This is a genomic window from Streptomyces sp. NPDC001515 (assembly GCF_053597115.1).
On the sequence record NZ_JBSFHN010000061.1, the window covers coordinates 1 to 23787 of the forward strand.

Below are 23787 nucleotides of genomic sequence, written 5' to 3' on the forward strand. Positions count from 1 at the left end.
TTTGGTCGTCGGATATGCTCCGGCGGGGGGGGCGCGGCGCCGACGTGCGTGGGGCCGGGGGCGGTTCTTTCTCCGGTGATCGGGGGCCGGGGCCGGTCCGCTACGCCCCGAACGCCCGGGACACCGAATAGATCAGCAGGCCCGCCAGGGCGCCCACCACCGTCCCGTTGATGCGGATGAACTGGAGGTCGCGGCCGATGTGGGCCTCGATCTTCTTCGAGGTCTGCTCGGCGTCCCAGCCCGCCACGGTGTCGCTGATCAGCGAGGTGATCTCCGTCCGGTACGTCGTCACGACGTACACCGCCGCGTCCTCCAGCCAGCCCTCCAGCTTCGCCTGGAGGCGGCCGTCCGTGGCCAGCCGGGAACCGAGGGCCATCAGCGAGGCGCGCGCCCGCAGCCGCAGCTCGCTGCGCTCGTCCTCCGCCGCCGCGATCATCATCTGCCGGACCGACGACCAGGCCGAGGCGATGACGTCCTGGACCTCGCCGCGCCCCAGGACCTCCGACTTCAGCCGCTCCACCCGGGCCCGGGTCTCGGTGTCCCCCTGGAGATCGGCGGCGAAGTCCCGCAGGAACGTGTCGATGGAGCCGCGCGCCGGGTGCCCCGGCATGTCCCGCATCTCCGTGACGAACCGCAGCAGCTCCTTGTAGACCCGCTCACCGACCCGCCGGTCGACGAAGCGCGGGGTCCAGCCCGGGGCGCCGCCCTGCACCGCGTCCATCACCGAGTCGCCGTGCAGCACCAGCCAGTCGTGCGCCCGTGCGCAGACCAGGTCCACCACCTTGCGGTGGCCGCCGTCCGCGACGACCTTCTCCAGCATCTTGCCGAGACCGGGGCCGACCTCCGCCGCGTTCGCCCGGCGGGTGATCGCCTCGCCCACCACGGCCTGCACGTCGGAGTCGCGCAGCACGGTCAGCGCGCCGCGCAGCGCCGTCGCCAGCTCGGCCGTCACCCGGTCCGCGTGGGCGGGCTCCGCCAGCCAGGCGCCGACCCGGCCGCCGACGGCCAGTGCGTGGATCCGGTCGCGCACCACGGATCCGGAGAGAAAGTTCTCCCCGACGAAGGAACCGAGGGAGGCCCCCAGCTGGTCCTTCTTGGTGGGAATGATGGCGGTGTGCGGAATCGGCAGACCGAGCGGACGCTTGAAGAGAGCCGTAACGGCGAACCAGTCGGCCAGCGCACCCACCATGCCCGCCTCGGCGGCCGCGGCGACGAAGCCCGGCCAGCCGCCCACTCCCGCGTTCCCCGCCCAGGTGGCGAGGGCGTACACCAGCGCGACCAGCAGAAGGAGGCCGGTGGCCGTGGTCTTCATCCGGCGTACGCCACGACGCTTCTCCTCGTCCGCCGCCGTGTACGCGAACGAGGCGAGCGGGCCCGCCGCGCGCCCCGGCCCGCGTCCGGGGCCGGGCGGGGCCGCGCCCGCTCCGTCCGTGCCCGCGCCGGCGTCGTGGCCCGCGCCCTCGGTCCGTTCCATCCCGTCCATCCGCTCCACCCGTCCGCGTCGTCGGCGTCCCCGGCGCCCCGTACGCATTGTCCCTGTCTGATCTACTCCCGGGCCGCACGTCAGGTTCCCCGCGCGCTGCCGCATCATGGGGAGCCGCCCCCACCACGCATCACCGAGGAGACACACCACCCATGCCCAGGCGCCACGGGTACGCCCTGTTCATCGCCCTGGTGGCCGGCGTCGCCGCGCTCGCCGCCGCGGTGGCCTTCGCGGGCCCGCTGCTGTTCGGCGGAGCCCGTGCCCAGGCGGACGCCGCCCCCGGGGCGCGGAGCGCCGCCCGGAACCCGGCCGCGCCCGCCGGTTCCACCGGACTCTGGCTCGCCACCTGGACCGCCGCCCCCGTCCTGGGCGTGCCCGACCCGGACGCGGACACCGATCCCCGGCTGCGCACCGTCCGCAACGTCGTGCACACCAGCGTCGGCGGTGACGCGGCCCGCGTCACGCTCTCCAATCTCTTCGGTACGCGTCCGCTGCTCGTGGACCGGGTGACGGTGGACGGCCGCCCGGTCACGTTCCGCGGCGCGCCCTCCGTGACCGTCGCGGTGGGCGGGCAGTCCGTGAGCGACGCGGTGGCCGTACGGGTCGCCGCCGACGCCGATCTCGTCGTCGCCCTGCGCACCCCCACCGCCCGGGGGCCGGTCACCGTGCACCCCAACAGCCACCAGACGTCCACGACCGAACTCCCGGCGGCCAGCCGGCCCACCACCGACTGGCGCTACCTCACCGCCGTGGACGTCCGCACCGAGGCCGCCACCGGGGCGGTCGTCGCGCTCGGCGACTCGCTCACCGCGGGCAGCGGCTCCACCACCGACACGAACAGCCGCTGGCCCGACGTCCTCGCCGACCGGCTGCACGGCCGGTACGCGGTGGTCAACCAGGGCATCGCCGGCAACCGGCTGCTGCGCGACGGCAGCGGGCCGCGCGCCCTGGACCGCTTCGACCGCGACGTCCTCGGCGTCACCGGGGCCAGGACCGTCGTCATCGCCCTCGGCATCAACGACGTCCAGGCATTCCCCCAGGAGACCGACCCCGCCCGCATCACCGACGCCCTGCGCACCCTGACCCGGCGCGCCCACGCCCGCGGCCTCGCCGTCGTCGGCGCGACGCTGATGCCGTACGAGGGGCACCGCAACTGGACCCCGGCCCGTGACGCCGTGCGGACGCGGGTCAACGAGGCGATCCGGGCCGGCGGGGTCTTCGACCGGGTCCTCGACTTCGACCGGGCCGTCCGCGACCCGGAGGACCCGCGGCGGCTCCGCCCGGCCTACGACTCCGGCGACCACCTGCACCTGAACGACTCCGGCTACCGCGTCCTCGGCTCCCTGCCCGACGTGGCCGCGCTGCTGCGCCCGAGCCCGGCCACCGACGCCCTGTGACCGGCGGGGCGACGCACACGGCGGTTACGCCCGGGACGCCGTAACGGCGGTCGGGCGCGGGCGCCGGGGTCAGTGGCCGTCGCCCTTGCCCAGCCGGGGGTCAGCGGCCGTCGCCCTTGCCCAGCCGGGGGTCAGCGGCCGTCGCCCTTGTCCAGCCGGGGGCGCCCCGCGTCGCGCAGGCGCCGGCGCTCCTCGTCGCGCAGCCGGGCCTTCTCCGTCTTGCTCCGCTTGTGCTCGACGCCGATCCCGCCCATCAGCGCGAGGCCGGTGATCCGGACCCGGGGCGCGTCGGGTGACGGGATGCCCTCGTCCTTCGTCCGCTCGCCGAATCCGCCCATGATGCCGATGCCGCGCACGTCGACGTTCAGCTCCGGCGGGACCGTCACCTGGATGCCGCCCATGATCGCGAAGCAGCGGACGACGATCTCGCGGTCCTCGAAGTTGGCCTCGCGCAGATCGATCTCGCCGCCGCCCCACATGGCGAACGCGGTGAAGACCCGGGGCACCGTCCAGTTCCCCCGGCGGCCGAAGCCTCCCCAGAACGCGATCGCCCGCTTCGAGGTCGGCTGCCGGCCGATCCGGTCCTGCCAGCGCGCCGCCGAACCGACGCGCCGCTCCCCGGCCACCGGGGCCGCCGGCCCCCGGCCGGGCGCCGGGAGATCGCGGACGAGCGGCTCCAACTCCCCGTGCGTCCGGGCCTTGTAGGCGGCGTCGAGCCGCTGCTCGAACTCCGCCATCTCCAGTCGGCCCTCGGCGACGGCCTCGCGCAGGACCTCGGCGATCCGTTCGCGCTCGGCATCGGAGGCACGCATCTCCGGCAGTTCGCTTGTCATACCGCGCAGCCTATTGAACGGGGCCGCCCCCGTCACCGACCCCCCACCCGGCCCGGACCCCTGACCAGGACCCGGGCCGGGCGCCGGACCAGGGGCCCGGCCGGGTCAAAGGGCGTGCTCCCGGGCGCTATCGGCCGAGGCGTACATCCGGGCGATCACGGACTCGATGTCGGGCTCGCGCACCGACAGGTCCAGCAGCGGATACTCCGCCGCGATCCGCGCCACCAGCGGGGCCGCCGACGCGGAGGCCGGGAACGCCAGCCACTGGCGGACGCCCTCCACCTTGACCGTCCGCACGGAGGGCTCCGACTCCAGCCGGATCGGCGGCAGTTCGCGGGCCAGGTCGACCACGAGGACCCGTTCGCTCTCCCCCGCCTCATGGAGCCCGTCGAGCCCGCCGTCGTACATCAGCCGGCCGTGGTCGATCACCATCACCCGCCGGCACAGCTGCTCGATGTCGGTCAGATCGTGCGTGGTCAGCAGGACCGTGGTGCCGCGCTCGGCGTTCAACTCCCGCAGGAATCCCCGCACTTTGGCCTTGGAAATCACATCGAGGCCGATCGTCGGCTCGTCCAGGTACAGCACCTCCGGATCGTGCAGCAGCGCCGCCGCGATGTCACCGCGCATCCGCTGCCCCAGCGACAGCTGCCGTACCGGCACGTCCAGCAGCTCGCCCAGGCCCAGCAGCTCGACGCACCGGTCCAGATTGGCCCGGAACCGCGCGTCCGGGATCCGGTACATCCGGTGGACCAGCCGGTACGAATCCCGCAGCGGCAGGTCCCACCACAGCGTCGTGCGCTGCCCGAACACCACCCCGATCCGGTGGGCCAGCCGGGTCCGCTCCCGGGACGGGTCGATGCCGGCCACCCGCAGCGTGCCGCCGCTCGGGGTAAGGATGCCGGTCAGCATCTTGATCGTCGTCGACTTGCCCGCCCCGTTCGGACCGATGTAGCCGACCATCTCGCCGCGCGCCACCCGGAAGCCGATCCCGTCCACGGCCCGCACCTCCCGGCGCTCGGCCCGCAGCAGCCCGGTGCGCCGCCGGACCGTGAACACCTTCTCCACATCCACGAGTTCGATGAAGTCCTCGTCCACCACGCCTCAGCTCCCCGTACTCCGGTACGACCGCAACCCCGCCCGCCACGCCAGCCCGGCGAGCACCCAGCACACCCCCGCCACCAGCGGCGGCAGGAACGCCACCCAGCGCGGCAGATCCAGCGGATAGTCCCGCCCCAGCACGTACAGCGCCGGCAGCCAGTTCACGAACGCCAGCGGCACCACGAACGTCACCCCGCGCACCAGATCCGCCGCGAACACGCTCGGCGGGTACTGGAGCAGCGTCGCTCCCCCGTACGTGAAGGAGTTCTGCACCTGCGAGGCGTCCTGGGCGACGAACTGGAACGCCGCCCCGGCCGTGAACACCGCCCCGAAGATCGCCGCCCCGCTGACCAGCATCAACGGCAGCAGCACCGCCTTCGCCGGCGTCCAGTCGATGTCCAGCGCCACCAGCGCGTAGCCGAGCACCGCCACCCCCTGGGTGACCCGGCCCAGCCGGCGCAGCGCGAACCGGTCCGCCGCCACCTGCGCGAGCACCGGCACCGGCCGCACCAGCAGGGTGTCCAGCGTGCCGTCCCTGACCCGCCGGCCCAGCCGGTCCACCGACCCCATCAGCAGGTCCGCCAGACCGAAGGACGTGCCGGCCGCCCCGTACAGCAGCGCGATCTCCGGCAGGGTGAAGCCGCCCAACGCGTCGACGTGCGAGAACATCAGGACGATCGCCACGAAGTCGAAGGCCGTGACCGCGAAGTTCGCGACCGCCGTCATCAGGAACGACGCCCGGTACGCCATCGTCGAGCGCATCCACATCGCCACGATCAGCCCGTACGCCCGCACCCCGTCGGCCACCCCCGGCCGCCGCGCGGGCGCGTCCGGGAGCGGGTCCGCCGCCACCACGACCGGGACCTCCACCGGCTCAGCCACCCTGGACCACCACCCGGCGCGTCGCCACCGACTGGAGCGCCCGGCCCACCAGCAGCAGCGCCACCGCCCAGCCCGCCTGGAAGGCGTACACCCGCAGCAGCCCGGTGCCCGTGTGCGTGCCGAGGAACACATCGGCCGGGACCTGGAGCATCGCCGACCACGGCAGCGCCCGCGCGATCTCGCCGAGCAGCCCCGGGAACAGGTTCAGCGGCAGCAGCATCCCCGAGAAGAACAGCCCCGCCAGGAACGAGACCTGCGCCGCGCCCGCCCCGTCCATCAGCCAGAACGCCGACAGCGCCACCAGATAGCGGATCGCGAAACTCACCACGACCCCCAGCGCCACCGCGACCAGGAACGCCGCCCACGTCCACACCGACCCCGGCAGCGCCAGCTCGAAGGCGAGCGAACCGACCGCCATCGGCACCACGCCGCGCCCCAGCAGGTGGAAGGCCGCCCGGCCCATGTCGCCCGCCAGCCACCACAGTTGGAGATCGACCGGCCGGTAGAGGTCGACCGCCACATCGCCCGTACGGATGCGCTCGATCAGCTCCTCCTCGAAACCGCCGCCCATCATCACGCACGTCATCAGCAGCGCCTGGCCCAGCCACACATAGGTGAGCGCCTGCGCCATGTCGTACCCGCCCAGATGCGGCCGCTCGTCCCACAGCGCCTGGTACGTATAGGCCAGGATGAAACCGAAGACGGTGTTGGTGAACACGCCCGCCGCCGTCTCGATCCGGTACGTGGCGTGCCGCCGGAAACCGCCGGCCGCCACCACCGCGTACACCCGCACCCGCACCACCGCCCTGTGTCCCGGGTGCCCCGCACCGCGCGGACACCAAAGCGCAGGACTCTAGTGCGCCCCAACCCGCCGCCGCGACCGCTTTTCGAAGGTCGATCCGGGGGTTATTCCATAGAAAAGGGCACTATGGGGGAACTGACCGAGGCCGAGGAGTCCGCACCGACATGAGCGACGAGCCACCGCAGCAGAACGGGGAGCCCGACCCCCGGGGCTGGCCCCCCAGAGACCTGTCTGCCGACGCCGCCGCCTCCGCCGGGCAGGACGCCCCGGCCGGCGGCCCGCCCGGCGCGGCCCCACCGGACGGAACGAAGCCGAAGAAGGCGAAGCGCCCCAGGCGCACCGGCTGGCGGCGGGCGATCCCCACCTGGCGCATGGTCCTCGGCGGCGTCCTCCTCATCGCCCTGCTCCTCATCGGCGGGTTCATCGCCGGCTACCAGCTCGTCGACATCCCGCCCGCCAACGCCAGCGCCACCGCCCAGTCCAACGTCTACCTCTACAAGGACGGCAGCGTCATCGCCCGCGACGGCGAGGTCAACCGCGAGAACGTCCGCCTCGCCCAGGTCCCCCTCACCGTCCAGCACGCGGTCCTCGCCGCCGAGGACCGCGACTTCTACTCCGAACGCGCCATCGACATCAAGGCGATGTTCCGCGCCGGCTGGAACACCCTCACCGGCAAGGGCAAACAGGGCGGCTCCACCATCACCCAGCAGTACGTCAAGAACTACTACCTGGGCCAGGAGCAGACCGTCGTCCGCAAGATCAAGGAATTCTTCATCGCGATCAAGCTCAACCGCGAACAGTCCAAGAGCCAGATCTTCGAGGGCTACCTCAACACCAGCTACTTCGGCCGCAACGCCTACGGCATCCAGGCCGCCGCCCAGGCGTACTACGGCAAGGACATCGGCGACATCAGCACCGCCCAGGGCGCCTACCTCGCCTCCCTGCTCAACGCCCCCAGCGCCTACGACGTCGTCACCCACCCCGAGAACAAACCCGCCGCCCTCGCCCGCTGGAACTACGTCCTCGACGGCATGGTCAAGGAGCACTGGCTCGACGAGGCGAGCCGCGCCGCGATGACCTTCCCCACCCCCGGAGCCGTGAAGCCCGCCAACAGCCTTTCCGGACAACGCGGATACATCGTCCAGGCCGTCGAGGACTACCTCGTCGACAACGGCATCCTCGACGCCAAGACCCTCGCCACCCGCGGCTACCGCATCACCACCACCCTGGAGAAGAAGAAACAGGACGCCCTCGTCTCCGCCGTCGACACCGACGTCCTGTCCAAGACCTCCACCGACCGCAAGGCCGACCGCGACGTCCGCGTCGGCGGCGCCTCCATCGACCCCGCCACCGGCCGCGTCCTCGCGATGTACGGCGGCGTCGACTACACCCGGCAGTACGTCAACAACGCCACCCGCCGCGACTACCAGGTCGGCTCCACCTTCAAGCCCTTCGTCTTCACCTCCGCCGTCGCCCACGACTCCACCACCCAGGACGGCCGCCGCATCACCCCCAGCACCATCTACGACGGCACCAACAAACGCATGGTCCAGGGACCGAACGGCCCCACCGGATACGACCCCGCCAACGAGGACGACGTCAGCTACGGCCCCATCACCGTGCGCACCGCCACCGACAAGTCCGTCAACGCCGTCTACGCCCAGATGGCCGAGGACGTCGGCCCCGAGAAGGTCCGCGCCACCGCCGTCAGTCTCGGCATCCCCAAGGACACCCCCGACCTCACCGCCTCCCCCTCCATCGCCCTCGGCCCCGCCACCGCGAGCGTCCTCGACCTCACCGAGGCCTACGCCACCCTCGCCAACCACGGCAGGCACACCGCCCACACCCTCGTCGACAAGGTCACCAAGGACGGCGAGAGCGTCGACCTCCCCGCCCGCCCCACCACCCGGGCCGTCACCCGCGAGGCCGCCGACACCACCACCTCGATCCTGCGCAGCGTCGTCGACGGCGGCACCGGCACCGCCGCCCAGGGCGCCGGCCGCCCCGCCGCCGGCAAGACCGGCACCGCCGAGGAGGACCGGGCCGCCTGGTTCGCCGGCTACACCCCCGGCCTCGCCACCGTCATCGCCGTCATGGGCCAGGACCCCGACACCGGCTCCCAGGAATCCCTCTACGGCGCGCTCGGCCTGCCCCGCGTCAACGGCGGCGGCGCCCCCGCCCAGACCTGGGCGACGTACACCGCCGCCGCCCTGCGCGGCACGCCCGTACAGAACTTCGACCTCGACCTGGAGGGCGGCACCGACGAGACCGAACTCCCCAGCGACCAGGACACCGCGCCCGGCGACACCGGCCGCCCCACCCGCACCCCGTCCAGCACCGCCCCGACCACCCCCTCCCGCACCCCGCCCACCTCACCGGCCGCCCCGCCGACCACCCCCGGCACCAGCGACACCCCCGGCACCACCACGGAAGGATCCACCGGAGGCGAGGGCGACGGAGGGACGGACGGAGGCGGGGACGGCGGAGGCGACGGCGGGGACGGGGGCGCGGACGGCGGGGCCTTCGAGGGCCCGCACGGCACCCGCGCCCCCGCCCCGGTACTCCCACGGCCCGTCCCGCACCGATGACGTACGGGACGCGGCACGCGGGCCGACGGGATCAGTGACCCACGCGGGCCGACGGGATCAGTGACCCGACGTGGCCTTCAGGCCCACCACGGCCACCAGCAGCAGACAGACGAAGAAGATCCGGGCCGCGGTCGCCGGCTCGTTCAGCACCACCATGCCCAGCACGGCCGCGCCGGCCGCCCCGATCCCGACCCACACCCCGTACGCCGTACCGATCGGCAGCGTCTTCGCCGCCTGCGACAGCAGCACCATGCTGGCCACGATCCCGAACCCGGTGAACACACTCGGCCACAGCCGGGTGAACCCGTCGGTGTACTTCATCCCGATCGACCAGCCCACTTCGAGCAGACCGGCGACCACCAGCAGAACCCATGCCATGACGGCACCTCCGACCACAGAAAAACGCGGACAACAGGTGCGTCGTCTTTGCGGAAACCCGGTACGGCGCGTCTCGTCGGGGGTCACTCCACCGTAGCAAAGAACACGCAAAGGGCCCGGTGACACCAGTCACCGGGCCCACTGCCGCCACCCGAGCGGAACCGGGGGCGGCCCGCGGGACTACAGATACAGCCCCGTCGAATCCACCGAACCCTCGAACCGGTCCGCGGCCACGGCGTGCAGATCCCGCTCCCGCATCAGCACGTACGCCACACCCCGCACCTCGACCTCGGCACGGTCCTCGGGGTCGTACAGCACCCGGTCCCCGGGCTCCACGGTCCGCACGTTCTGCCCCACCGCGACCACCACCGCCCAGGCCAGCCGCCGGCCGACCGCGGCCGTGGCCGGAATCAGAATGCCGCCGCCGGAACGCCGCTCGCCCTCGGGCACGTCGGACCGGACCAGCACACGGTCGTGCAGCATCCGGATGGGCAGCTTGTCGTCGGTGTTCTCACTCACGCCCCGCAACCTACCCGCCCTCCCGGCAGCCGCGCGCCGGAGGGGGTGACGCGGAGCCCGGACGGGGGCCGCCCCGGAACGGACGAGCGAGCACCACCGTCAGCGCTTCCTACGCCGCGAAACCACCAGCAGCCCCACCACACCGGCCGCCACCAGCGCCACCGGCACCACCCGCTCCAGCCGCGGCGCCCCGTCCTCCGTGACGAACCGCGCCCGCACGTCCGAGACCGTCCGGTTCACCGCCACGAACGCCCGCCCGGCCGTCCGGTCCACCGCCTGGGCGGCCCGCGCCTTGGCATCGCCCATGATCGTCTTCGGGTGCACCCGCACCCCGATCTCGTCGAGCACCACCGCGAGCTGCTCACGCCGGCTGATGATGTCCGCCTCGATCTGCGCAGGGGTCCTGGTATCCGACACCGCGCCGCCTCCATGGTCGTCGTCCGGTAAACCTTCATCGACAGTCTGTCAGCTCCACCGCCCCCGCACCCGGCGGCACCCCCGTTACGCTCGGTCCCGTACACCCCGCATGCCCCGAAGGAGAACCATGAGCGAGCGACTCCAGCCCGGCGACACCGCCCCCGCCTTCACCCTCCCCGACGCCGACGGGAACGACGTCTCGCTCGCGGACCACAAGGGACGCAAGGTCATCGTCTACTTCTACCCGCGCGCCCTCACGCCGGGCTGCACCAAGCAGGCCTGCGACTTCACCGACAACCTCGACGTCCTCGCCGCCGCCGGCTACGACGTCATCGGCGTCTCCCCCGACAAGCCGGAGAAACTCGCCGCGTTCCGCGAGAAGGAGAACCTCAAGGTCACCCTCGTCGCCGACCCCGACAAGACCACCCTGGAGGCGTACGGCGCCTTCGGCGAGAAGAAGAACTACGGAAAAACGGTCATGGGCGTCATCCGCTCCACGATCGTCGTCGACGAGAACGGCAAGGTCGAGCACGCCTTCTACAACGTGAAGGCCACCGGCCACGTCGCCAAGATCATCCGGGACCTCGGCATCTGACCGCCACGCCCGCCGCACCACCGCCCGGGGATTGGGCCGAACGGCCGAAACCATGTGAGGGACATCCCATTCCCCGGGCCGATGGGTTTGCACCCATCACCTTCGCGCAGAAGCCTTTCCTGGAACACCCATCGAGGAAAGGACCCGGCCATGGCGGCCTCCGACCCCCACCAGGCGGCCGACCCCGAAGCGGTCAAACGCCACCCCGCCCTCTTCCGCGCCATCCGCAAGCGCCAGAACCCCAAGCTGCGCCGCTCGGACATCACCGTCACGGACGACCAGGCGGTCAAGAGGGCCGTCAAGGCGGCCTCGCTCGGCAACGCCATGGAGTGGTTCGACTTCGGCATCTACTCCTATCTGGCCGCCACCCTGGGCCATGTCTTCTTCCCGTCCGGGAACGACACCACCCAGCTCCTCTCCTCCTTCGCCACCTTCGCCGTCGCCTTCCTCGTCCGTCCCCTCGGCGGGATGTTCTTCGGCCCCATGGGCGACAAGATCGGCCGCAAGAAGGTCCTCGCCCTCACCATGATCATGATGGCGATCGGCACCTTCGCGATCGGCGTCATCCCCTCCCACGCGGCGATCGGCATCTGGGCGCCCGTCCTGCTGATCTTCTTCCGCATGCTCCAGGGCTTCTCGACGGGCGGCGAGTACGGCGGCGCCTCGACCTTCATCGCCGAATACGCCCCCGACAAGCGGCGCGGCTACTTCGGCAGCTTCCTGGAGTTCGGCACCCTGGCCGGCTACGTCGGCGCGGCGGGCCTGGTCACCGCGTTGTACGCCCTCCTCGACGACGCCCAGATGGAGTCCTGGGGCTGGCGCGTCCCCTTCCTCGTCGCCGGTCCCCTCGGCCTCGTCGGCCTCTACCTCCGGCTCCGGCTCGACGAGACCCCCGCCTTCCAGAAACTGGAGGGCGGCACCGCGCACGCCACGGAGGCGGCGGACGGCGTCGAGACCACGGCCAAGGGCGACCTCGCGAAGATCTTCCGCCAGTACTGGCCGACACTCATCCTGTGCATCTGCCTGGTCGGCGCGTACAACATCACCGACTACATGCTGCTGTCGTACATGCCGACCTACCTCTCCGACGAGCTCGGCTACAGCGAGACCCACGGTCTGCTCATCCTGCTCGGCGTGATGGTCGCCCTGATGCTGATCATCAACCAGATCGGCAAGCTCTCCGACCGCTTCGGCCGCAAGCCCCTGCTGATGACCGGCATGCTCGGCTTCCTGCTCCTGTCCCTCCCCGCCTTCCTCCTGATCCGCCAGGGCAGCATCCCCGCCATCATCATCGGCATGTCGATGCTCGGGCTCTCCCTGGTCTGCATGCTCGGCACCATGTCGGCGGCCCTCCCCGCCCTCTTCCCCACGAACGTCCGCTACGGCTCCCTCTCCGTCGGCTACAACCTCTCCGCGTCGATCTTCGGCGGCACGACCCCCCTCGTGATCACCGCCCTGATCAGCTGGTCCGGCACCAACCTCATGCCCGCCTACTACTCCATGGCCGCCGCCCTCGTCGGCGTCATCGCCGTCGCCTGCATGAAGGAAACCGCCAACCGCCCCCTCGCCGGCTCCCCGCCCTCCGTCGAAACCCCCGAGGAAGCGGAAGAACTGGTCGCCTCCCAGACCCCGGACCCGAAGTTCTGACCGGCCGCTCCCACGTCGGCAACGCGCCCCGGTAGCATGTCTGCCTGCTGGCGGCGGTGGTGCAATGGCGACACAGCAGACTTAGGATCTGTGGCCCGTGAAACGGCTTGAGGGTTCGAATCCCTTCCGCCGCACAGAGAACGGCCTGCCCCCCGCATCGTCGGGGGGCAGGCCGTTTCGCATGCGCGAGGACGCTTCGCGTCCGCGACTCACCCCACCAGTTCCCGCACCACCGGCACCAGTGCGCGGAATGCCTTGCCGCGGTGGCTGATGGCGTTCTTCTCGGGTGCGGTCAGTTCGGCGCAGGTGCGGGTTTCGCCGTCGGGCTGGAGGATCGGGTCGTAGCCGAAGCCGTTGGTGCCGGCGGGGGTGTGGCGGAGGGTGCCGGTGAGGCGGCCTTCGACGACGCGCTCGGTGCCGTCGGGGAGGGCGAGGGCGGCGGCGCAGGCGAAGTGGGCGGCGCGGTGGGGGGTGTCGATGTCGGAGAGCTGGGCGAGGAGGAGGTCCAGGTTGGCCCGGTCGTCGCCGTGGGTGCCGGACCAGCGGGCCGAGAAGATGCCGGGGGCGCCGCCGAGGACGTCGACGCAGAGGCCGGAGTCGTCGGCGATGGCGGGGTGGCCGGTGGCGCGGGCGAGGGCGTGGGCCTTGAGGAGGGCGTTCTCGGCGAAGGTGACGCCGGTCTCCTTGACGTCGGGGATCTCCGGGTAGGCGTCCGCGCCGACGAGTTCGTGGGTGAGTCCGGCGTCGGCGAGGATCGCGTGGAGTTCGGTGATCTTCCCGGCGTTGCGGGTGGCGAGGATGAGACGGGTCATGGCTCGATTATCGCCGCGCCGGGGGTGCGGGCCGTGTCTCAGGGCTCCTCGGGGAGGCGGGCGGCGAGGGCGCGGATGCCCGCGAGGACCTCGTCGGCGGTGGGGGCGGAGTCCGGGTCGGTGAGGTGTTGCATCATCAGGCCGCTGACCAGGGCGAGTTGGACGGAGCCGAGGGTGCGGACGGTCTCCTCGGAGAGGTCGGCCTCGGGGGTTCGGGTGATCTCGCGGGCCATGCCGCTGCGGCCCTGACGCAGGCCGGCGGCCATCTGCTCGCGGAGTTCGGGGTCGCGCTGGGCGCGCAGGACCGTCTCCAGGTTGGCGAGCCAGAAGGTCTTGTTGGCGGAGAACGCCTCGATGAGGCGGCGCCAGAGCGCGGCCGGGTCGTCGCTCTCGGCGGGCGGTCCGAAGGCCCGGTCGCCGGTGTCGAGGGCTTCGAAGAGGGCCTGGTTGAGCAGGGCTTCCTTGGATCCGAAGTGGTAGCCGATGGCGGCCATGCTGACGCCCGCCGCGGAGGCGAGGTCGCGGACCGTGGTGCGTTCGTACCCCTTCTCGAAGAGGCACTGCCTGGCGGCTTCCAGCAGTTTTTCCCGGTTCCCGGTTCCCATGGCGCGGATCGTAGCAAGGGGTGTGCGGGCGCGTCAGGCGAATGCCTCAGGCGATCGCCTAAGACATTCGCCTTGGACAAGCGTATTGCACAACTGCCCAAATTCTGGCTAGCGTTGCCGCGTCGAACCGATCACGTCGATCCCGGGGAGTCCCGATGTCCGTCATCACGTCACGTATCGCCGCTCTGGCCGCCTCCGCCGTCGCCGCCGCGCTGACCGCCACCGCCCTCACGGCCGGACCGGCCGCCGCGCGTCCGGTCACCGGTCCGGCCGCCGTCGCCCCGGACCGGGTGGTCACCGAGGAGGGGCCGGTCCTCGGCTCGACCGCCGGGGCGGTGCGGACGTTCCAGGGGATTCCGTACGCGGCCCCGCCGACCGGTGAGCGCCGGTGGAAGAGGCCGCAGGCGGTCCGGGCCTGGTCCGCGACGCTGGACGCCCGCGCCCCGCGCGGCGCCTGCGCGCAGCCGACGGACCAGCCCATCGCGATCGCCGGCGGGGGCGGTGAGGACTGTCTGTATCTGAACGTCACGACGCCGGCCGCCCGGCCCGCGAGACCGCTGCCGGTGATCGTGTGGATCCACGGCGGGAGCTTCGCGTACGGGGACGGCGCGAGCTACGGCGCGGCGAAGCTGGCGGCAGCACGGCAGGGCGCGGTGGTGGTGACGGTGAACTACCGGTTGGGGGTGTTCGGTTTCCTGTCGGCGCCGGGGCTGGACGCTCCGGCCAATCTGGGGCTGCTGGACCAGCAGGCGGCGCTGCGGTGGGTGGCCAGGAACGCGGGCGCCTTCGGGGGTGATGCCCGGAACGTGACGATCATGGGGCAGTCGGCCGGCGGGTACAGCGTGTGCGCACAGTTGGTGTCGCCGGGGGCTCGGGGCCTTTTCAGCAAGGCGATCGTGCAGAGCGCGGGGTGTGTCGGGCCGGACGGTTCGTTCTCGCGGGAGGAGGCGGAGGAGACGGGGAAGGCGGTCGTGGAGGCGTCGGGGTGCCGTGAGCCGGGGGCGGTGGAGGCGTGTCTGCGGGGCAGGTCCACGGAGGAGCTGGTCGGGGCGTCGGTGTCGGGGCACGAGGGGTTCCGGCCGGTGGTCGACGGTGAGGTGCTGCCGGAGGCGCCGGCGGCGGCGATCGCGGCGGGGCGGTTCGCGCGGGTGCCGGTGCTGCACGGTTCGACGCGGAACGAGATGAGCGGTCTGGCGGGTCTCGACGAGATCATGACGGGCCGTCCGATGACGGCGGAGGGGTACGAGGAGGAGGTCCGGCAGCGGTTCGGCGCGGACGCCGCGGCGGTGCTGGCGGAGTATCCGGTGGGGCGGTACGCGGCGCCGGGGGCGGCGTGGTCGGCGGTACTGACGGACGCGGAGTGGTCGGTGGCGGCGCTGCGGACGCAGCGGGCGCTGGCGCGTCGTACCGCGGTGTACGCGTACGAGTTCGCGGAGGATCCGGCTCCGTACTTCCGGGGGGTGCCGCGGCCGGCGAGCTTCTCGCTGGGGACGGGGCACATGGTCGATCTGGCGTATCTCTTCGAGAACGGACTGTTCGAGCCGTTGGACGCGGCGCAGTCGGGGCTGTCGGACACGGTGACCGGGTACTGGAGCCGGTTCGCGGCGGAGGGGCGGGTGGGCGGTGCGGGGCTGCCCCGGTGGGAGCCGTTCTCGGGCGGTGACGGCTATGTGCAGCGGCTGGCGTCGGGTGCGGTGGGGCGGACCGATTTCGCGGCGGGTCACCACTGCGCGTTCTGGGAGGGCCTGGCCGCCGCCCGCTGAGCGGCGGGCGGCGGGGTGGCGCGGCCGGGGTCGTCAGGGGGTGCAGACCTTGCCGATCTCGGCGGCGGCGTCGGTGACGGGGGTGATGTCGGGGGTGTCGTCGCCCTTGTCGATGGCCGCGCGGACGTTGCCGATGCCGGCGCCGAGGTCGTCGACGGCCTTGCCGAGGTCGGCGTTGTCGGTGGTGTCGCCGAGGTTCTCCAGTTCCTTCTCGATCGCGTCGAGGGATTCGGATGCCTGGGTGGGGTCGCTGGAGGCGTTCGCGACGGCCTGCTGGAGGTTGTCGACGCTGGTGGCGATGGCGTCGGCGGTGCGGACGCAGTCGAGGGTCTTGTCGAGGGCGCCGCAGCCGGCCGCGGTGGTGGCGGCGAGGAGTGCGGCGGTGAGGGCGAGTGCGGTGCGGTGGTGTCGTCGGCGCGCTGCCATGACGGGTCCCTCCCCGGGTGCGGATACGCGGACGGGCGCACGGTTTCGACTCCGTGCGCCCGTATGCGTATCGACGCCGTGCGGGGGGACTTGGTTGCCTCGTCGCGCGCCCGGGTGGGGTCGGACGCGTGAAGGCGGGGGGGGTGGCCGCGGGGATGTGTCAGACGGCGCCGAGGGTGCGGGCGAGGGCGTCGTTCTGGAGGGCGGCGAGGTCGGCGCAACCGGCGGTGGCGAGGTCGAGGAGGGCGTTGAGTTCGGTGCGGTCGAAGGGCTCGGCCTCGGCGGTGCCCTGGATCTCGACGAAGCGGCCGTCGCCGGTGCAGACGACGTTCATGTCGGTCTCGGCGCGGACGTCCTCCTCGTAGCGGAGGTCGAGGAGGGGGGTGCCGTCGACGATGCCGACGCTGACGGCGGCGACGGTGCCGGTCAGGGGCTTGCGGCCGGCCTTGACGATCTTCTTGCCCTGGGCCCAGGCGACGGCGTCGGCGAGGGCGACGTAGGCGCCGGTGATGGCGGCGGTGCGGGTGCCGCCGTCGGCCTGGAGGACGTCGCAGTCGAGGACGACGGTGTTCTCGCCGAGGGCCTTGTAGTCGATGACGGCGCGCAGGGAGCGGCCGATGAGGCGGCTGATCTCGTGGGTGCGGCCGCCGATCTTGCCGCGGACGGATTCGCGGTCGCCGCGGGTGTTGGTGGAGCGGGGCAGCATGGAGTATTCGGCGGTGACCCAGCCCTCGCCGCTGCCCTTGCGCCAGCGCGGGACGCCTTCGGTGACGGAGGCGGTGCAGAGGACCTTGGTGTCGCCGAAGGAGATGAGGACGGATCCTTCGGCGTGCTTGCTCCATCCGCGTTCGATGGTGACGGGGCGGAGCTGTTCGGGGGTGCGGCCGTCGATACGAGACATGGCGTCGACCCTATCGGGTGCGCGGCGGTGTCCCGGCCGGTCCGGCGGGGGTGCGGGGCGGGGTGACGCCGCAGGCCCCGTCCGGGTGGGAGGGGGCCTGCGGGGGTGCCGGGCGGTGGGTTCCGGCGGGGTTCAGCGGTGGGTCACATCATGTCTTCGATGTCGGCGGCGATGGGGTCGGCGTCGGTGCCGATGACGACCTGGATGGCGGTGCCCATCTTGACGACGCCGTGGGCGCCGGCGGCCTTGAGCGCGGCTTCGTCGACCTTGCTCGGGTCGTGGACCTCGGTGCGCAGGCGCGTGATGCAGCCCTCGACCTCTTCGATGTTCTCGATTCCGCCGAGCCCGGCGACGATCTTCTCAGCCTTGCTGGCCATGGCCTTCTCCCTGGGTTTTCACGAACATGCGACGGCCCACCATGGGTCCGTTTCGTCACGGTAACGCACGGTTGGCCCACCTTCGCGGGCGAGGAGCCGGACCGTCACCCATGATGACGATCACCGGCGCCCTGTCTTCCGGGCGGGCTCCGCACCGTACCGCAACTGGTCTACACCAGTCTGCGGCAACCGCCAAATGACGCCCGATCCGGGAGGACGCCGATGAGCTCCAGCAGCGCAGCGATCCCTCAGAAGACCTGGTGGAACACCTTCTTCCAGGGCCTCCAGAAGATGGGCCGCAGCCTTCAGCTGCCGATCGCCGTCCTGCCGGCGGCCGGCATCCTCAACCGGCTCGGCCAGCCGGACGTGTTCGGCGACGACGGCCTGGGCTGGAACAACGTCGCCAAGGTCTTCGCCGCGGCCGGTGGTGCGCTGCTCGACTCGGGACTCGGTCTGCCGCTGCTGTTCTGCATCGGTGTCGCGATCGGCATGGCGAAGAAGGCGGACGGTTCGACGGCCCTGGCGGCCGTGACCGGATTCCTCGTCTACTACGCGGTGCTGCACGCCTTCCCGGTCGACTGCGACAAGGGCTCGACCTTCGTCTCGGGCGGCGTCTGGTTCGGTACGTGCGTCGCGGGCGACGCCACCGTGACCCCGGCGGCGTACCAGAACCCCGGGGTCTTCGGCGGCATCGTCATGGGGCTGATGGCGGCGTGGTTCTGGCAGCGGTACCACCGGGTCAAGCTGGTGGACTGGCTGGGATTCTTCAACGGCCGCCGGCTCGTCCCGATCATCATGGCCTTCGTGGGCCTGCTCTTCGCCGCACTGTGCGCGTGGGTGTGGCAGCCCATCGGTGACGGTCTGACCAGCTTCTCGAAGTGGCTGGTGGACCTGAACTGGCTCGGATCGGGCATCTTCGGTGTCGCCAACCGCGCCCTGCTGGTGATCGGCATGCACCAGTTCCTGAACACCTTCGTCTGGTTCCAGTTCGGCGACTACACCAAGCCGGACGGCACGGTCGTCCACGGTGACATCAACCGCTTCCTGGCCGGTGACCCCACGGCCGGCCAGTTCACCTCGGGCTTCTTCCCGATCATGATGTTCGCGCTGCCGGCGGCGGCGCTGGCGATCTACCACTGCGCGAAGCCGCACCGCCGCAAGGCGGTCGGCGGCATGATGATCTCGGTCGGCCTGACCTCCTTCGTGACGGGTATCACGGAGCCGATCGAGTACTCGTTCCTGTTCGTGGCACCCCTGCTGTACGCGATCCACGCGGTGCTCACCGGCGTCTCCATGGCCGTCACCTGGGCGATCGGGGTGAAGGACGGCTTCAGCTTCTCAGCCGGTCTGATCGACTACGTCATCAACTGGAGTCTGGCGACGAAACCCTGGCTGATCATTCCGATCGGCCTGTGCTTCGCGGTCGTCTATTACGCGATCTTCCGGTTCGCGATCACCAAATTCAATCTCCAGACCCCGGGCCGCGAGCCCGAGGAGCTGGAGGAGGAGATCGAGAAGAACCTCACGAAGTAGCTGTTCCACGGGGTGCGCGCCCCGTCTCGCCAAGGCCCTCGGACCCTGCGGTCCGGGGGCCTTCGGCATGTCACTGTGCGTGCGTGATGGCTACTGCGAAGTAGTCGGAAATTGCAGGTTCCTTATCTAACCCTCACCGTGCTACAACTGGTCTACACCACTCAGTGGTCCAGACCACGCGACGCCTGCGCGCCGCGTTCCTCGAGTCGTCGCCCACCCCAAACACCCTGTCCCTGGCGGCGCCTTGCCTACTGGAGGAAGTTGATGAGTACGGCCACCGCTACGGCGGCCCCCGCGAAGAAGCGGGGCTCCGGCCTGTTCCAGGGCCTGCAGAAGGTGGGCCGCAGCCTGCAGCTGCCCATCGCCGTGCTGCCCGCCGCCGGCATCATGGTGCGGCTGGGCCAGGACGACATCTTCGGCAAGGACGGTCTCGGCTGGGACAAGGTCTCCGCCGTCTTCGGCAACGCGGGCGGCGCCATCACCGGCAGCCTCCCGATCCTGTTCTGCATAGGCGTGGCCATCGGCTTCGCCAAGAAGGCCGATGGCTCGACGGCGCTCGCCGCGCTCGTCGGCTTCCTCGTCTACAGCAAGGTCCTCCAGGCCTTCCCGGTCACCGAGGCGGTGATCCAGAAGGGCGCGGACACCGCGGCCACGTACAACGATCCCGGTGTGCTCGGCGGCATCATCATGGGTCTGCTCTCCGCGGTCCTGTGGCAGAAGTTCCACCGCACCAAGCTCGTCGACTGGCTCGGCTTCTTCAACGGCCGTCGGCTCGTCCCGATCATCATGGCCTTCGTCGGCGTCGTCGTCGGCGTCTTCTTCGGTCTGGTCTGGGAGCCGATCGGTGACGGCATCTCCAACTTCGGCGAGTGGATGACCGGTCTCGGCTCCGGCGGCGCCGCCCTGTTCGGTGGCGTCAACCGCGCGCTGATCCCGATCGGCATGCACCAGTTCGTGAACACGGTCGCCTGGTTCCAGCTCGGTGACTTCACCAACTCGGCCGGCGAGGTCGTCCACGGTGACATCACCCGCTTCCTGGCCGGTGACCCGAGCGCCGGCATGTTCCAGTCCGGCTTCTTCCCGATCATGATGTTCGGCCTGCCGGCCGCCGCGATCGCCATGGCGCACTGCGCCCGCCCCGAGCGCCGCAAGGCCGTGATGGGCATGATGGTCTCCCTGGCGCTGACCTCCTTCGTCACCGGTGTGACCGAGCCGATCGAGTTCTCGTTCATGTTCATCGCGCCGGTCCTGTACGTCCTGCACGCGGTGCTGACCGCCGCCTCGATGGCCGTCACCTGGGGCCTGGGCGTCCACGCGGGCTTCAACTTCTCGGCCGGGTTCATCGACTACGCCCTGAACTGGACCCACGCCACCAAGCCCTGGATGATCATCCCGATCGGCCTGGTCTTCGGAGCGATCTACTACGTGACCTTCCGCTTCGCGATCATCAAGTTCAACCTCACCACCCCGGGCCGCGAGCCCGAGGAGGAGATCGAGGACCTGACCAAGGCGTAGGCCCCGGCCGGTCCCCCGACAGCCCGAAGCCCTCACCTGCCCGGCGGCAGGTGAGGGCTTCGTCGTGCGTACGAAGAAGGGGCGGGGCGGGCTCAGATCTCGTAGACCGCGCCCGGGACCGCCAGCTCCGCCGGGCCGTCGAAGACCTCGCGGGCATCGGTCAGGTTCCGGTCGGCGTCGGTCCACGGCGGGATGTGGGTGAGCACCAGCCGGCCCACCTCCGCGCGGGCGGCCAGCTCACCGGCCTCGCGCCCGTTGAGGTGGAGGTCGGGGATGTCCTCCTTGCCATGCAGGAACGATGCCTCGCACAGGAAGAGGTCCGCCCCCTCAGCCAGCTCCTCCAGGGCCTCGCACATCCCGGTGTCACCGGAGTACGTGAGCGCGCGTCCGCCGTGCTCGACGCGGATGCCGAAGGTGTCCACGGGGTGGCAGAGCTTCTCCGTACGCACCGAGAAGGGGCCGATCTCGAACGAGCCGGGCTTGAGCGTGTGGAAGTCGAAGACCTCGCCCATCGCGTGCTCGGAGGGGGTGTCGGCGTGCGCGGTGGTCAGCCGGGCCTCCGTGCCCTCGGGGCCGTACACCGGGATGCGGGCCGGACGCGTGCCACTGTTCGGGTAGTAGCGGACGACGAAGTACGCGCACATGTCGATGCAGTGGTCGGCGTGGAGATGGCTGAGGAAGATGGCGTCGAGGTCGTACAGACCGACATGGCGCTGCAGCTCGCCCAGGGCTCCGTTGCCCATGTCGAGGAGCAGCCTGAAGCCGTCGGCCTCTACGAGGTAGCTCGAACATGCCGATCCCGCGGAAGGGAACGAGCCGGAGCAGCCGACGACGGTGAGCTTCATGGAGCGTGAACCTCCGAAACGTGGGAACGGGAGGGTTCGTGCGTGGAACGGGTTTGTCGAGCGTAAGGCGCGCGGCACCCCGTCGCTCCTTCGGGGCATGCCGTTGTGGGGGAACTCACCTGCGCTGTCACCGGTTCGATGGAAGCCCGCCGCGCGGCGGGGCGCGGAACGGCGGACGCCGGGGGCCCGGACCGTGTCGGTCGCGGGCCCCCGGCGTCCGGGGGTGCTCGGTTCAGGCCCAGAGCTGGCCGTGGAGCGTTTCGATGGCGGCCTCCGTCGTGGGCGCGGTGTAGACGCCCGTCGAGAGGTACTTCCAGCCGCCGTCGGCGACGACGAAGACGATGTCGGCCGACTCGCCGGCCTTGACCGCCTTCTTTCCGACGCCGATCGCGGCGTGCAGCGCGGCGCCGGTGGAGACGCCCGCGAAGATGCCCTCCTGCTGGAGCAGTTCGCGGGTGCGGGTGACGGCGTCGGCGGAGCCGACGGAGAAGCGGGTGGTGAGGACGGAGGCGTCGTACAGCTCGGGGACGAAGCCCTCGTCGAGGTTGCGGAGCCCGTAGACCAGGTCGTCGTAGCGCGGCTCGGCGGCGACGATCTGGATGCCGTCGACGCGCTCGCGCAGATAGCGGCCGACGCCCATCAGGGTGCCGGTGGTGCCGAGCCCGGCGACGAAGTGGGTGACGGACGGGAGGTCGGCGAGGATCTCCGGACCGGTGGTGGCGTAGTGGGCGCCCGCGTTGTCGGGGTTGCCGTACTGGTAGAGCATGACCCAGTCCGGGTGCTCGGCGGCCAGTTCCTTGGCGACGCGGACGGCGGTGTTGGAGCCGCCGGCGGCCGGTGAGGAGATGATCTCGGCGCCCCACATGGCGAGCAGGTCGCGGCGCTCCTGGGAGGTGTTCTCCGGCATCACGCAGACGATGCGGTAGCCCTTGAGCTTGGCCGCCATGGCGAGCGAGATGCCGGTGTTGCCGCTGGTGGGTTCGAGGATGGTGCAGCCGGGGGTGAGCCGGCCGTCCTTCTCGGCCTGCTCGACCATGTGGAGCGCGGGGCGGTCCTTGACCGAGCCGGTGGGGTTGCGGTCCTCCAGCTTGGCCCAGATGCGGACGTCGTCCGACGGTGACAGCCGCGGCAGGCGGACGAGCGGGGTGTTGCCCACTGCGGCGAGCGGGCTGTCATAGCGCATCAGTTCATGCCGCCGGCGACGGCCGGGAGGATCGTGACGCTGTCGCCGTCGCTGAGCTTGGTGGAGATGCCGTCGAGGAAGCGGACGTCCTCGTCGTTGAGGTAGACGTTGACGAAGCGGCGCAGCTGTTCGCCGTCGACGATGCGCTCCCGGATGCCGGTGTGGCGGCTCTCCAGGTCGGTGAAGAGCTCGGCGAGGGTGTCCCCGGTGCCTTCGACGGCCTTCGCGCCGTCGGTGTAGGTGCGGAGGATGGTCGGGATGCGGACCTCGATGGCCATGGCGTGGGCTCCTGTCGAAGCGGAGAGGTGGCGTGGGCGCGCGGCTCTGCCCCCGCGCGGGGGTCGGTGCGTGGAGGGACGGTCCCCATGGGCGGGGCCGTGCCCGTCCCGGCCGGCTCAGGCCTCGCGGCCGGCGGTCCGGTCGTACGTACAGATCGCGCTCGCGAGTCGGCACAGGTCGACGTGCAGGCGCGCCACGAGCAGCATGCCCGGCGTCTTGTCGCTCACGTCAGGGGAAACCATGCGCTCATCGTATCGATTCCCGGTGCCGGATCCGGAATGTGATCTCACCTGGTGGATGTCTGGTGTTCGACAGGCGGACAGGGCCGCCACGGGCGGCCCTGTCCGGGGTCTGCGGAGGGGGGTGCCGGGGGGTCAGGACGCCGGGTACGCGTCGACGACCTGGACCTCCTCCTCGGTGATCTCGCCGTCCACGATGCGGTAGGAGCGGAACTGGAAGGGGCCGGCTCCGTCGGTGTCGGCGGTGGAGACGAGGACGTAGTGGGCGCCCGGCTCGTTGGCGTACGTGACGTCGGTGCGGGAGGGGTATGCCTCGGTCGCCGTGTGCGAGTGGTAGACGATCACGGGTTCCTCGTCGCGGTCGTCCATCTCGCGGTAGAGCGCGAGGAGGTCGGAGGAGTCGAACTCGTAGAACGTGGGCGAGCGGGCGGCGTTGAGCATCGGGATGAAGCGCTCGGGGCGGCCGGACCCGGCGGGCCCGGCGACCACGCCGCACGCCTCGTCGGGGTGGTCGGCGCGGGAGTGCGCGACGATCTGGTCGTACAGCGCCTGGGTGATGGTCAGCATGGCGCCCAGGATAGGAGACGGGCGTCGGCGCCGCCCGAGGCCACCGGGTCCACGAGGGCCGGGGCGTCGGGCTCCCGGTCGGCGGCCTCGCGCAGCAGCGTGC

General features: G+C 71.4%; 25 protein-coding genes, 1 tRNA gene and 1 riboswitch. Of the genes, 8 read left to right on the forward strand and 18 right to left on the reverse strand.

What is annotated here, in order from left to right:
- Positions 1–100 precede the first annotated feature (100 nt).
- Positions 101–1474 (reverse strand): DUF445 domain-containing protein, encoded by a 1374-nt coding sequence (locus tag ACWCXC_RS36410; protein ID WP_450682876.1) that lies wholly within the window; start codon positions 1472–1474, stop codon positions 101–103.
- A 161-nt stretch (positions 1475–1635) separates the two neighbouring features.
- Here ACWCXC_RS36410 and ACWCXC_RS36415 point away from each other — a divergent pair, with 161 nt between their 5' ends.
- Complete coding sequence (locus ACWCXC_RS36415) at positions 1636–2880, forward strand: SGNH/GDSL hydrolase family protein (protein WP_450682877.1); 1245 nt, start codon at positions 1636–1638, stop codon at positions 2878–2880.
- Between the two features lie 131 nt (positions 2881–3011).
- Here the strand turns inward: ACWCXC_RS36415 and ACWCXC_RS36420 are convergent, their stop codons facing one another.
- From ACWCXC_RS36420 to ACWCXC_RS36435, 4 genes are all read right to left on the reverse strand, one after another.
- Positions 3012–3692: a DUF1707 SHOCT-like domain-containing protein gene (locus ACWCXC_RS36420; RefSeq protein ID WP_450682944.1), complete on the reverse strand. Its 681-nt coding sequence runs from the start codon at positions 3690–3692 to the stop codon at positions 3012–3014.
- A gap of 126 nt (positions 3693–3818) precedes the next feature.
- Complete coding sequence (locus tag ACWCXC_RS36425; protein ID WP_450891720.1) at positions 3819–4811, reverse strand: ABC transporter ATP-binding protein; 993 nt, start codon at positions 4809–4811, stop codon at positions 3819–3821.
- A 3-nt stretch (positions 4812–4814) separates the two neighbouring features.
- The gene (locus ACWCXC_RS36430) at positions 4815–5693 is read right to left on the reverse strand and encodes an ABC transporter permease (protein WP_450682879.1); all 879 of its coding nucleotides are present in this window, start codon (positions 5691–5693) and stop codon (positions 4815–4817) included.
- Positions 5686–6486, reverse strand: coding sequence for an ABC transporter permease (locus tag ACWCXC_RS36435; RefSeq protein WP_450891721.1), 801 nt, complete (start codon positions 6484–6486; stop codon positions 5686–5688). Before ACWCXC_RS36435 ends, ACWCXC_RS36430 begins: the two co-directional genes overlap by 8 nt.
- Before the next feature lie 173 nt (positions 6487–6659).
- Between ACWCXC_RS36435 and ACWCXC_RS36440 the strand changes: the two genes are divergently transcribed.
- Positions 6660–9083 carry a transglycosylase domain-containing protein gene (locus ACWCXC_RS36440; RefSeq protein ID WP_450891722.1) on the forward strand — a complete coding sequence of 808 codons (2424 nt, stop codon included), beginning with the start codon at positions 6660–6662 and terminating at the stop codon, positions 9081–9083.
- A gap of 57 nt (positions 9084–9140) precedes the next feature.
- Here ACWCXC_RS36440 and ACWCXC_RS36445 read toward each other — a convergent pair whose 3' ends face one another.
- The 3 genes from ACWCXC_RS36445 to ACWCXC_RS36455 all read right to left on the reverse strand — a co-directional run bounded on the left by ACWCXC_RS36445 (position 9141) and on the right by ACWCXC_RS36455 (position 10397).
- A complete protein-coding gene (locus ACWCXC_RS36445) occupies positions 9141–9461 on the reverse strand; it encodes a DMT family transporter (RefSeq protein WP_383640738.1) in 321 nt (106 codons plus the stop codon).
- Positions 9462–9497: 36 nt separating this feature from the next.
- Positions 9498–9564, reverse strand: a riboswitch (guanidine-III (ykkC-III) riboswitch).
- 77 nt (positions 9565–9641) lie between these two features.
- On the reverse strand, positions 9642–9980 hold the full coding sequence (locus ACWCXC_RS36450) for a GroES family chaperonin (protein WP_389660162.1): 339 nt from the start codon (positions 9978–9980) through the stop codon (positions 9642–9644).
- A gap of 99 nt (positions 9981–10079) precedes the next feature.
- Positions 10080–10397: a DUF3618 domain-containing protein gene (locus ACWCXC_RS36455; protein WP_450682882.1), complete on the reverse strand. Its 318-nt coding sequence runs from the start codon at positions 10395–10397 to the stop codon at positions 10080–10082.
- Between the two features lie 127 nt (positions 10398–10524).
- On the opposite strand from ACWCXC_RS36455, the gene bcp reads away from it, so the two are divergent.
- The 3 genes from bcp to ACWCXC_RS36470 all read left to right on the forward strand — a co-directional run bounded on the left by bcp (position 10525) and on the right by ACWCXC_RS36470 (position 12773).
- Positions 10525–10992 carry a thioredoxin-dependent thiol peroxidase gene (gene bcp / locus ACWCXC_RS36460; RefSeq protein WP_450682883.1) on the forward strand — a complete coding sequence of 156 codons (468 nt, stop codon included), beginning with the start codon at positions 10525–10527 and terminating at the stop codon, positions 10990–10992.
- A 150-nt stretch (positions 10993–11142) separates the two neighbouring features.
- On the forward strand, positions 11143–12639 hold the full coding sequence (gene proP, locus ACWCXC_RS36465; RefSeq protein ID WP_450682884.1) for a glycine betaine/L-proline transporter ProP: 1497 nt from the start codon (positions 11143–11145) through the stop codon (positions 12637–12639).
- A 50-nt stretch (positions 12640–12689) separates the two neighbouring features.
- Positions 12690–12773 (forward strand) — tRNA-Leu (locus tag ACWCXC_RS36470).
- 75 nt (positions 12774–12848) lie between these two features.
- Here ACWCXC_RS36470 and rdgB read toward each other — a convergent pair.
- Complete coding sequence (rdgB, locus tag ACWCXC_RS36475; RefSeq protein WP_450891723.1) at positions 12849–13451, reverse strand: RdgB/HAM1 family non-canonical purine NTP pyrophosphatase; 603 nt, start codon at positions 13449–13451, stop codon at positions 12849–12851.
- A gap of 38 nt (positions 13452–13489) precedes the next feature.
- Positions 13490–14056 (reverse strand): TetR/AcrR family transcriptional regulator, encoded by a 567-nt coding sequence (locus ACWCXC_RS36480; RefSeq protein ID WP_450891724.1) that lies wholly within the window; start codon positions 14054–14056, stop codon positions 13490–13492.
- 155 nt (positions 14057–14211) lie between these two features.
- On the opposite strand from ACWCXC_RS36480, the gene ACWCXC_RS36485 reads away from it, so the two are divergent.
- Entirely contained in the window at positions 14212–15819 is a 1608-nt protein-coding gene (locus tag ACWCXC_RS36485; protein WP_450891725.1) for a carboxylesterase/lipase family protein, read from the forward strand.
- A 33-nt stretch (positions 15820–15852) separates the two neighbouring features.
- Here the strand turns inward: ACWCXC_RS36485 and ACWCXC_RS36490 are convergent, their stop codons facing one another.
- From ACWCXC_RS36490 to ACWCXC_RS36500, 3 genes are all read right to left on the reverse strand, one after another.
- Complete coding sequence (locus ACWCXC_RS36490; protein ID WP_450682888.1) at positions 15853–16245, reverse strand: hypothetical protein; 393 nt, start codon at positions 16243–16245, stop codon at positions 15853–15855.
- Positions 16246–16405: 160 nt separating this feature from the next.
- Entirely contained in the window at positions 16406–17146 is a 741-nt protein-coding gene (gene rph, locus ACWCXC_RS36495; RefSeq protein WP_450682889.1) for a ribonuclease PH, read from the reverse strand.
- A gap of 143 nt (positions 17147–17289) precedes the next feature.
- On the reverse strand, positions 17290–17523 hold the full coding sequence (locus tag ACWCXC_RS36500) for a PTS glucose/sucrose transporter subunit IIB (protein WP_358757350.1): 234 nt from the start codon (positions 17521–17523) through the stop codon (positions 17290–17292).
- 222 nt (positions 17524–17745) lie between these two features.
- Between ACWCXC_RS36500 and ACWCXC_RS36505 the strand changes: the two genes are divergently transcribed.
- Together ACWCXC_RS36505 and ACWCXC_RS36510 are read left to right on the forward strand one after the other, a co-directional pair.
- A complete protein-coding gene (locus ACWCXC_RS36505) occupies positions 17746–19056 on the forward strand; it encodes a PTS transporter subunit EIIC (RefSeq protein WP_450682890.1) in 1311 nt (436 codons plus the stop codon).
- Between the two features lie 264 nt (positions 19057–19320).
- Positions 19321–20571: a PTS transporter subunit EIIC gene (locus tag ACWCXC_RS36510; RefSeq protein ID WP_450682891.1), complete on the forward strand. Its 1251-nt coding sequence runs from the start codon at positions 19321–19323 to the stop codon at positions 20569–20571.
- Positions 20572–20663: 92 nt separating this feature from the next.
- On the opposite strand, the gene ACWCXC_RS36515 is transcribed toward ACWCXC_RS36510, so the two are convergent.
- From ACWCXC_RS36515 to ACWCXC_RS36535, 5 genes are all read right to left on the reverse strand, one after another.
- The gene (locus ACWCXC_RS36515) at positions 20664–21416 is read right to left on the reverse strand and encodes an MBL fold metallo-hydrolase (RefSeq protein ID WP_450891726.1); all 753 of its coding nucleotides are present in this window, start codon (positions 21414–21416) and stop codon (positions 20664–20666) included.
- 232 nt (positions 21417–21648) lie between these two features.
- On the reverse strand, positions 21649–22599 hold the full coding sequence (locus ACWCXC_RS36520) for a PLP-dependent cysteine synthase family protein (protein ID WP_450682893.1): 951 nt from the start codon (positions 22597–22599) through the stop codon (positions 21649–21651).
- Positions 22599–22877: a MoaD/ThiS family protein gene (locus ACWCXC_RS36525; RefSeq protein ID WP_385107684.1), complete on the reverse strand. Its 279-nt coding sequence runs from the start codon at positions 22875–22877 to the stop codon at positions 22599–22601. The genes ACWCXC_RS36520 and ACWCXC_RS36525 overlap by 1 nt, the downstream gene beginning before the upstream one ends.
- A gap of 117 nt (positions 22878–22994) precedes the next feature.
- Positions 22995–23120: a putative leader peptide gene (locus tag ACWCXC_RS36530; protein ID WP_450682894.1), complete on the reverse strand. Its 126-nt coding sequence runs from the start codon at positions 23118–23120 to the stop codon at positions 22995–22997.
- A 132-nt stretch (positions 23121–23252) separates the two neighbouring features.
- Positions 23253–23684 (reverse strand): Mov34/MPN/PAD-1 family protein, encoded by a 432-nt coding sequence (locus tag ACWCXC_RS36535; protein ID WP_450682895.1) that lies wholly within the window; start codon positions 23682–23684, stop codon positions 23253–23255.
- Positions 23685–23787 lie beyond the last annotated feature (103 nt).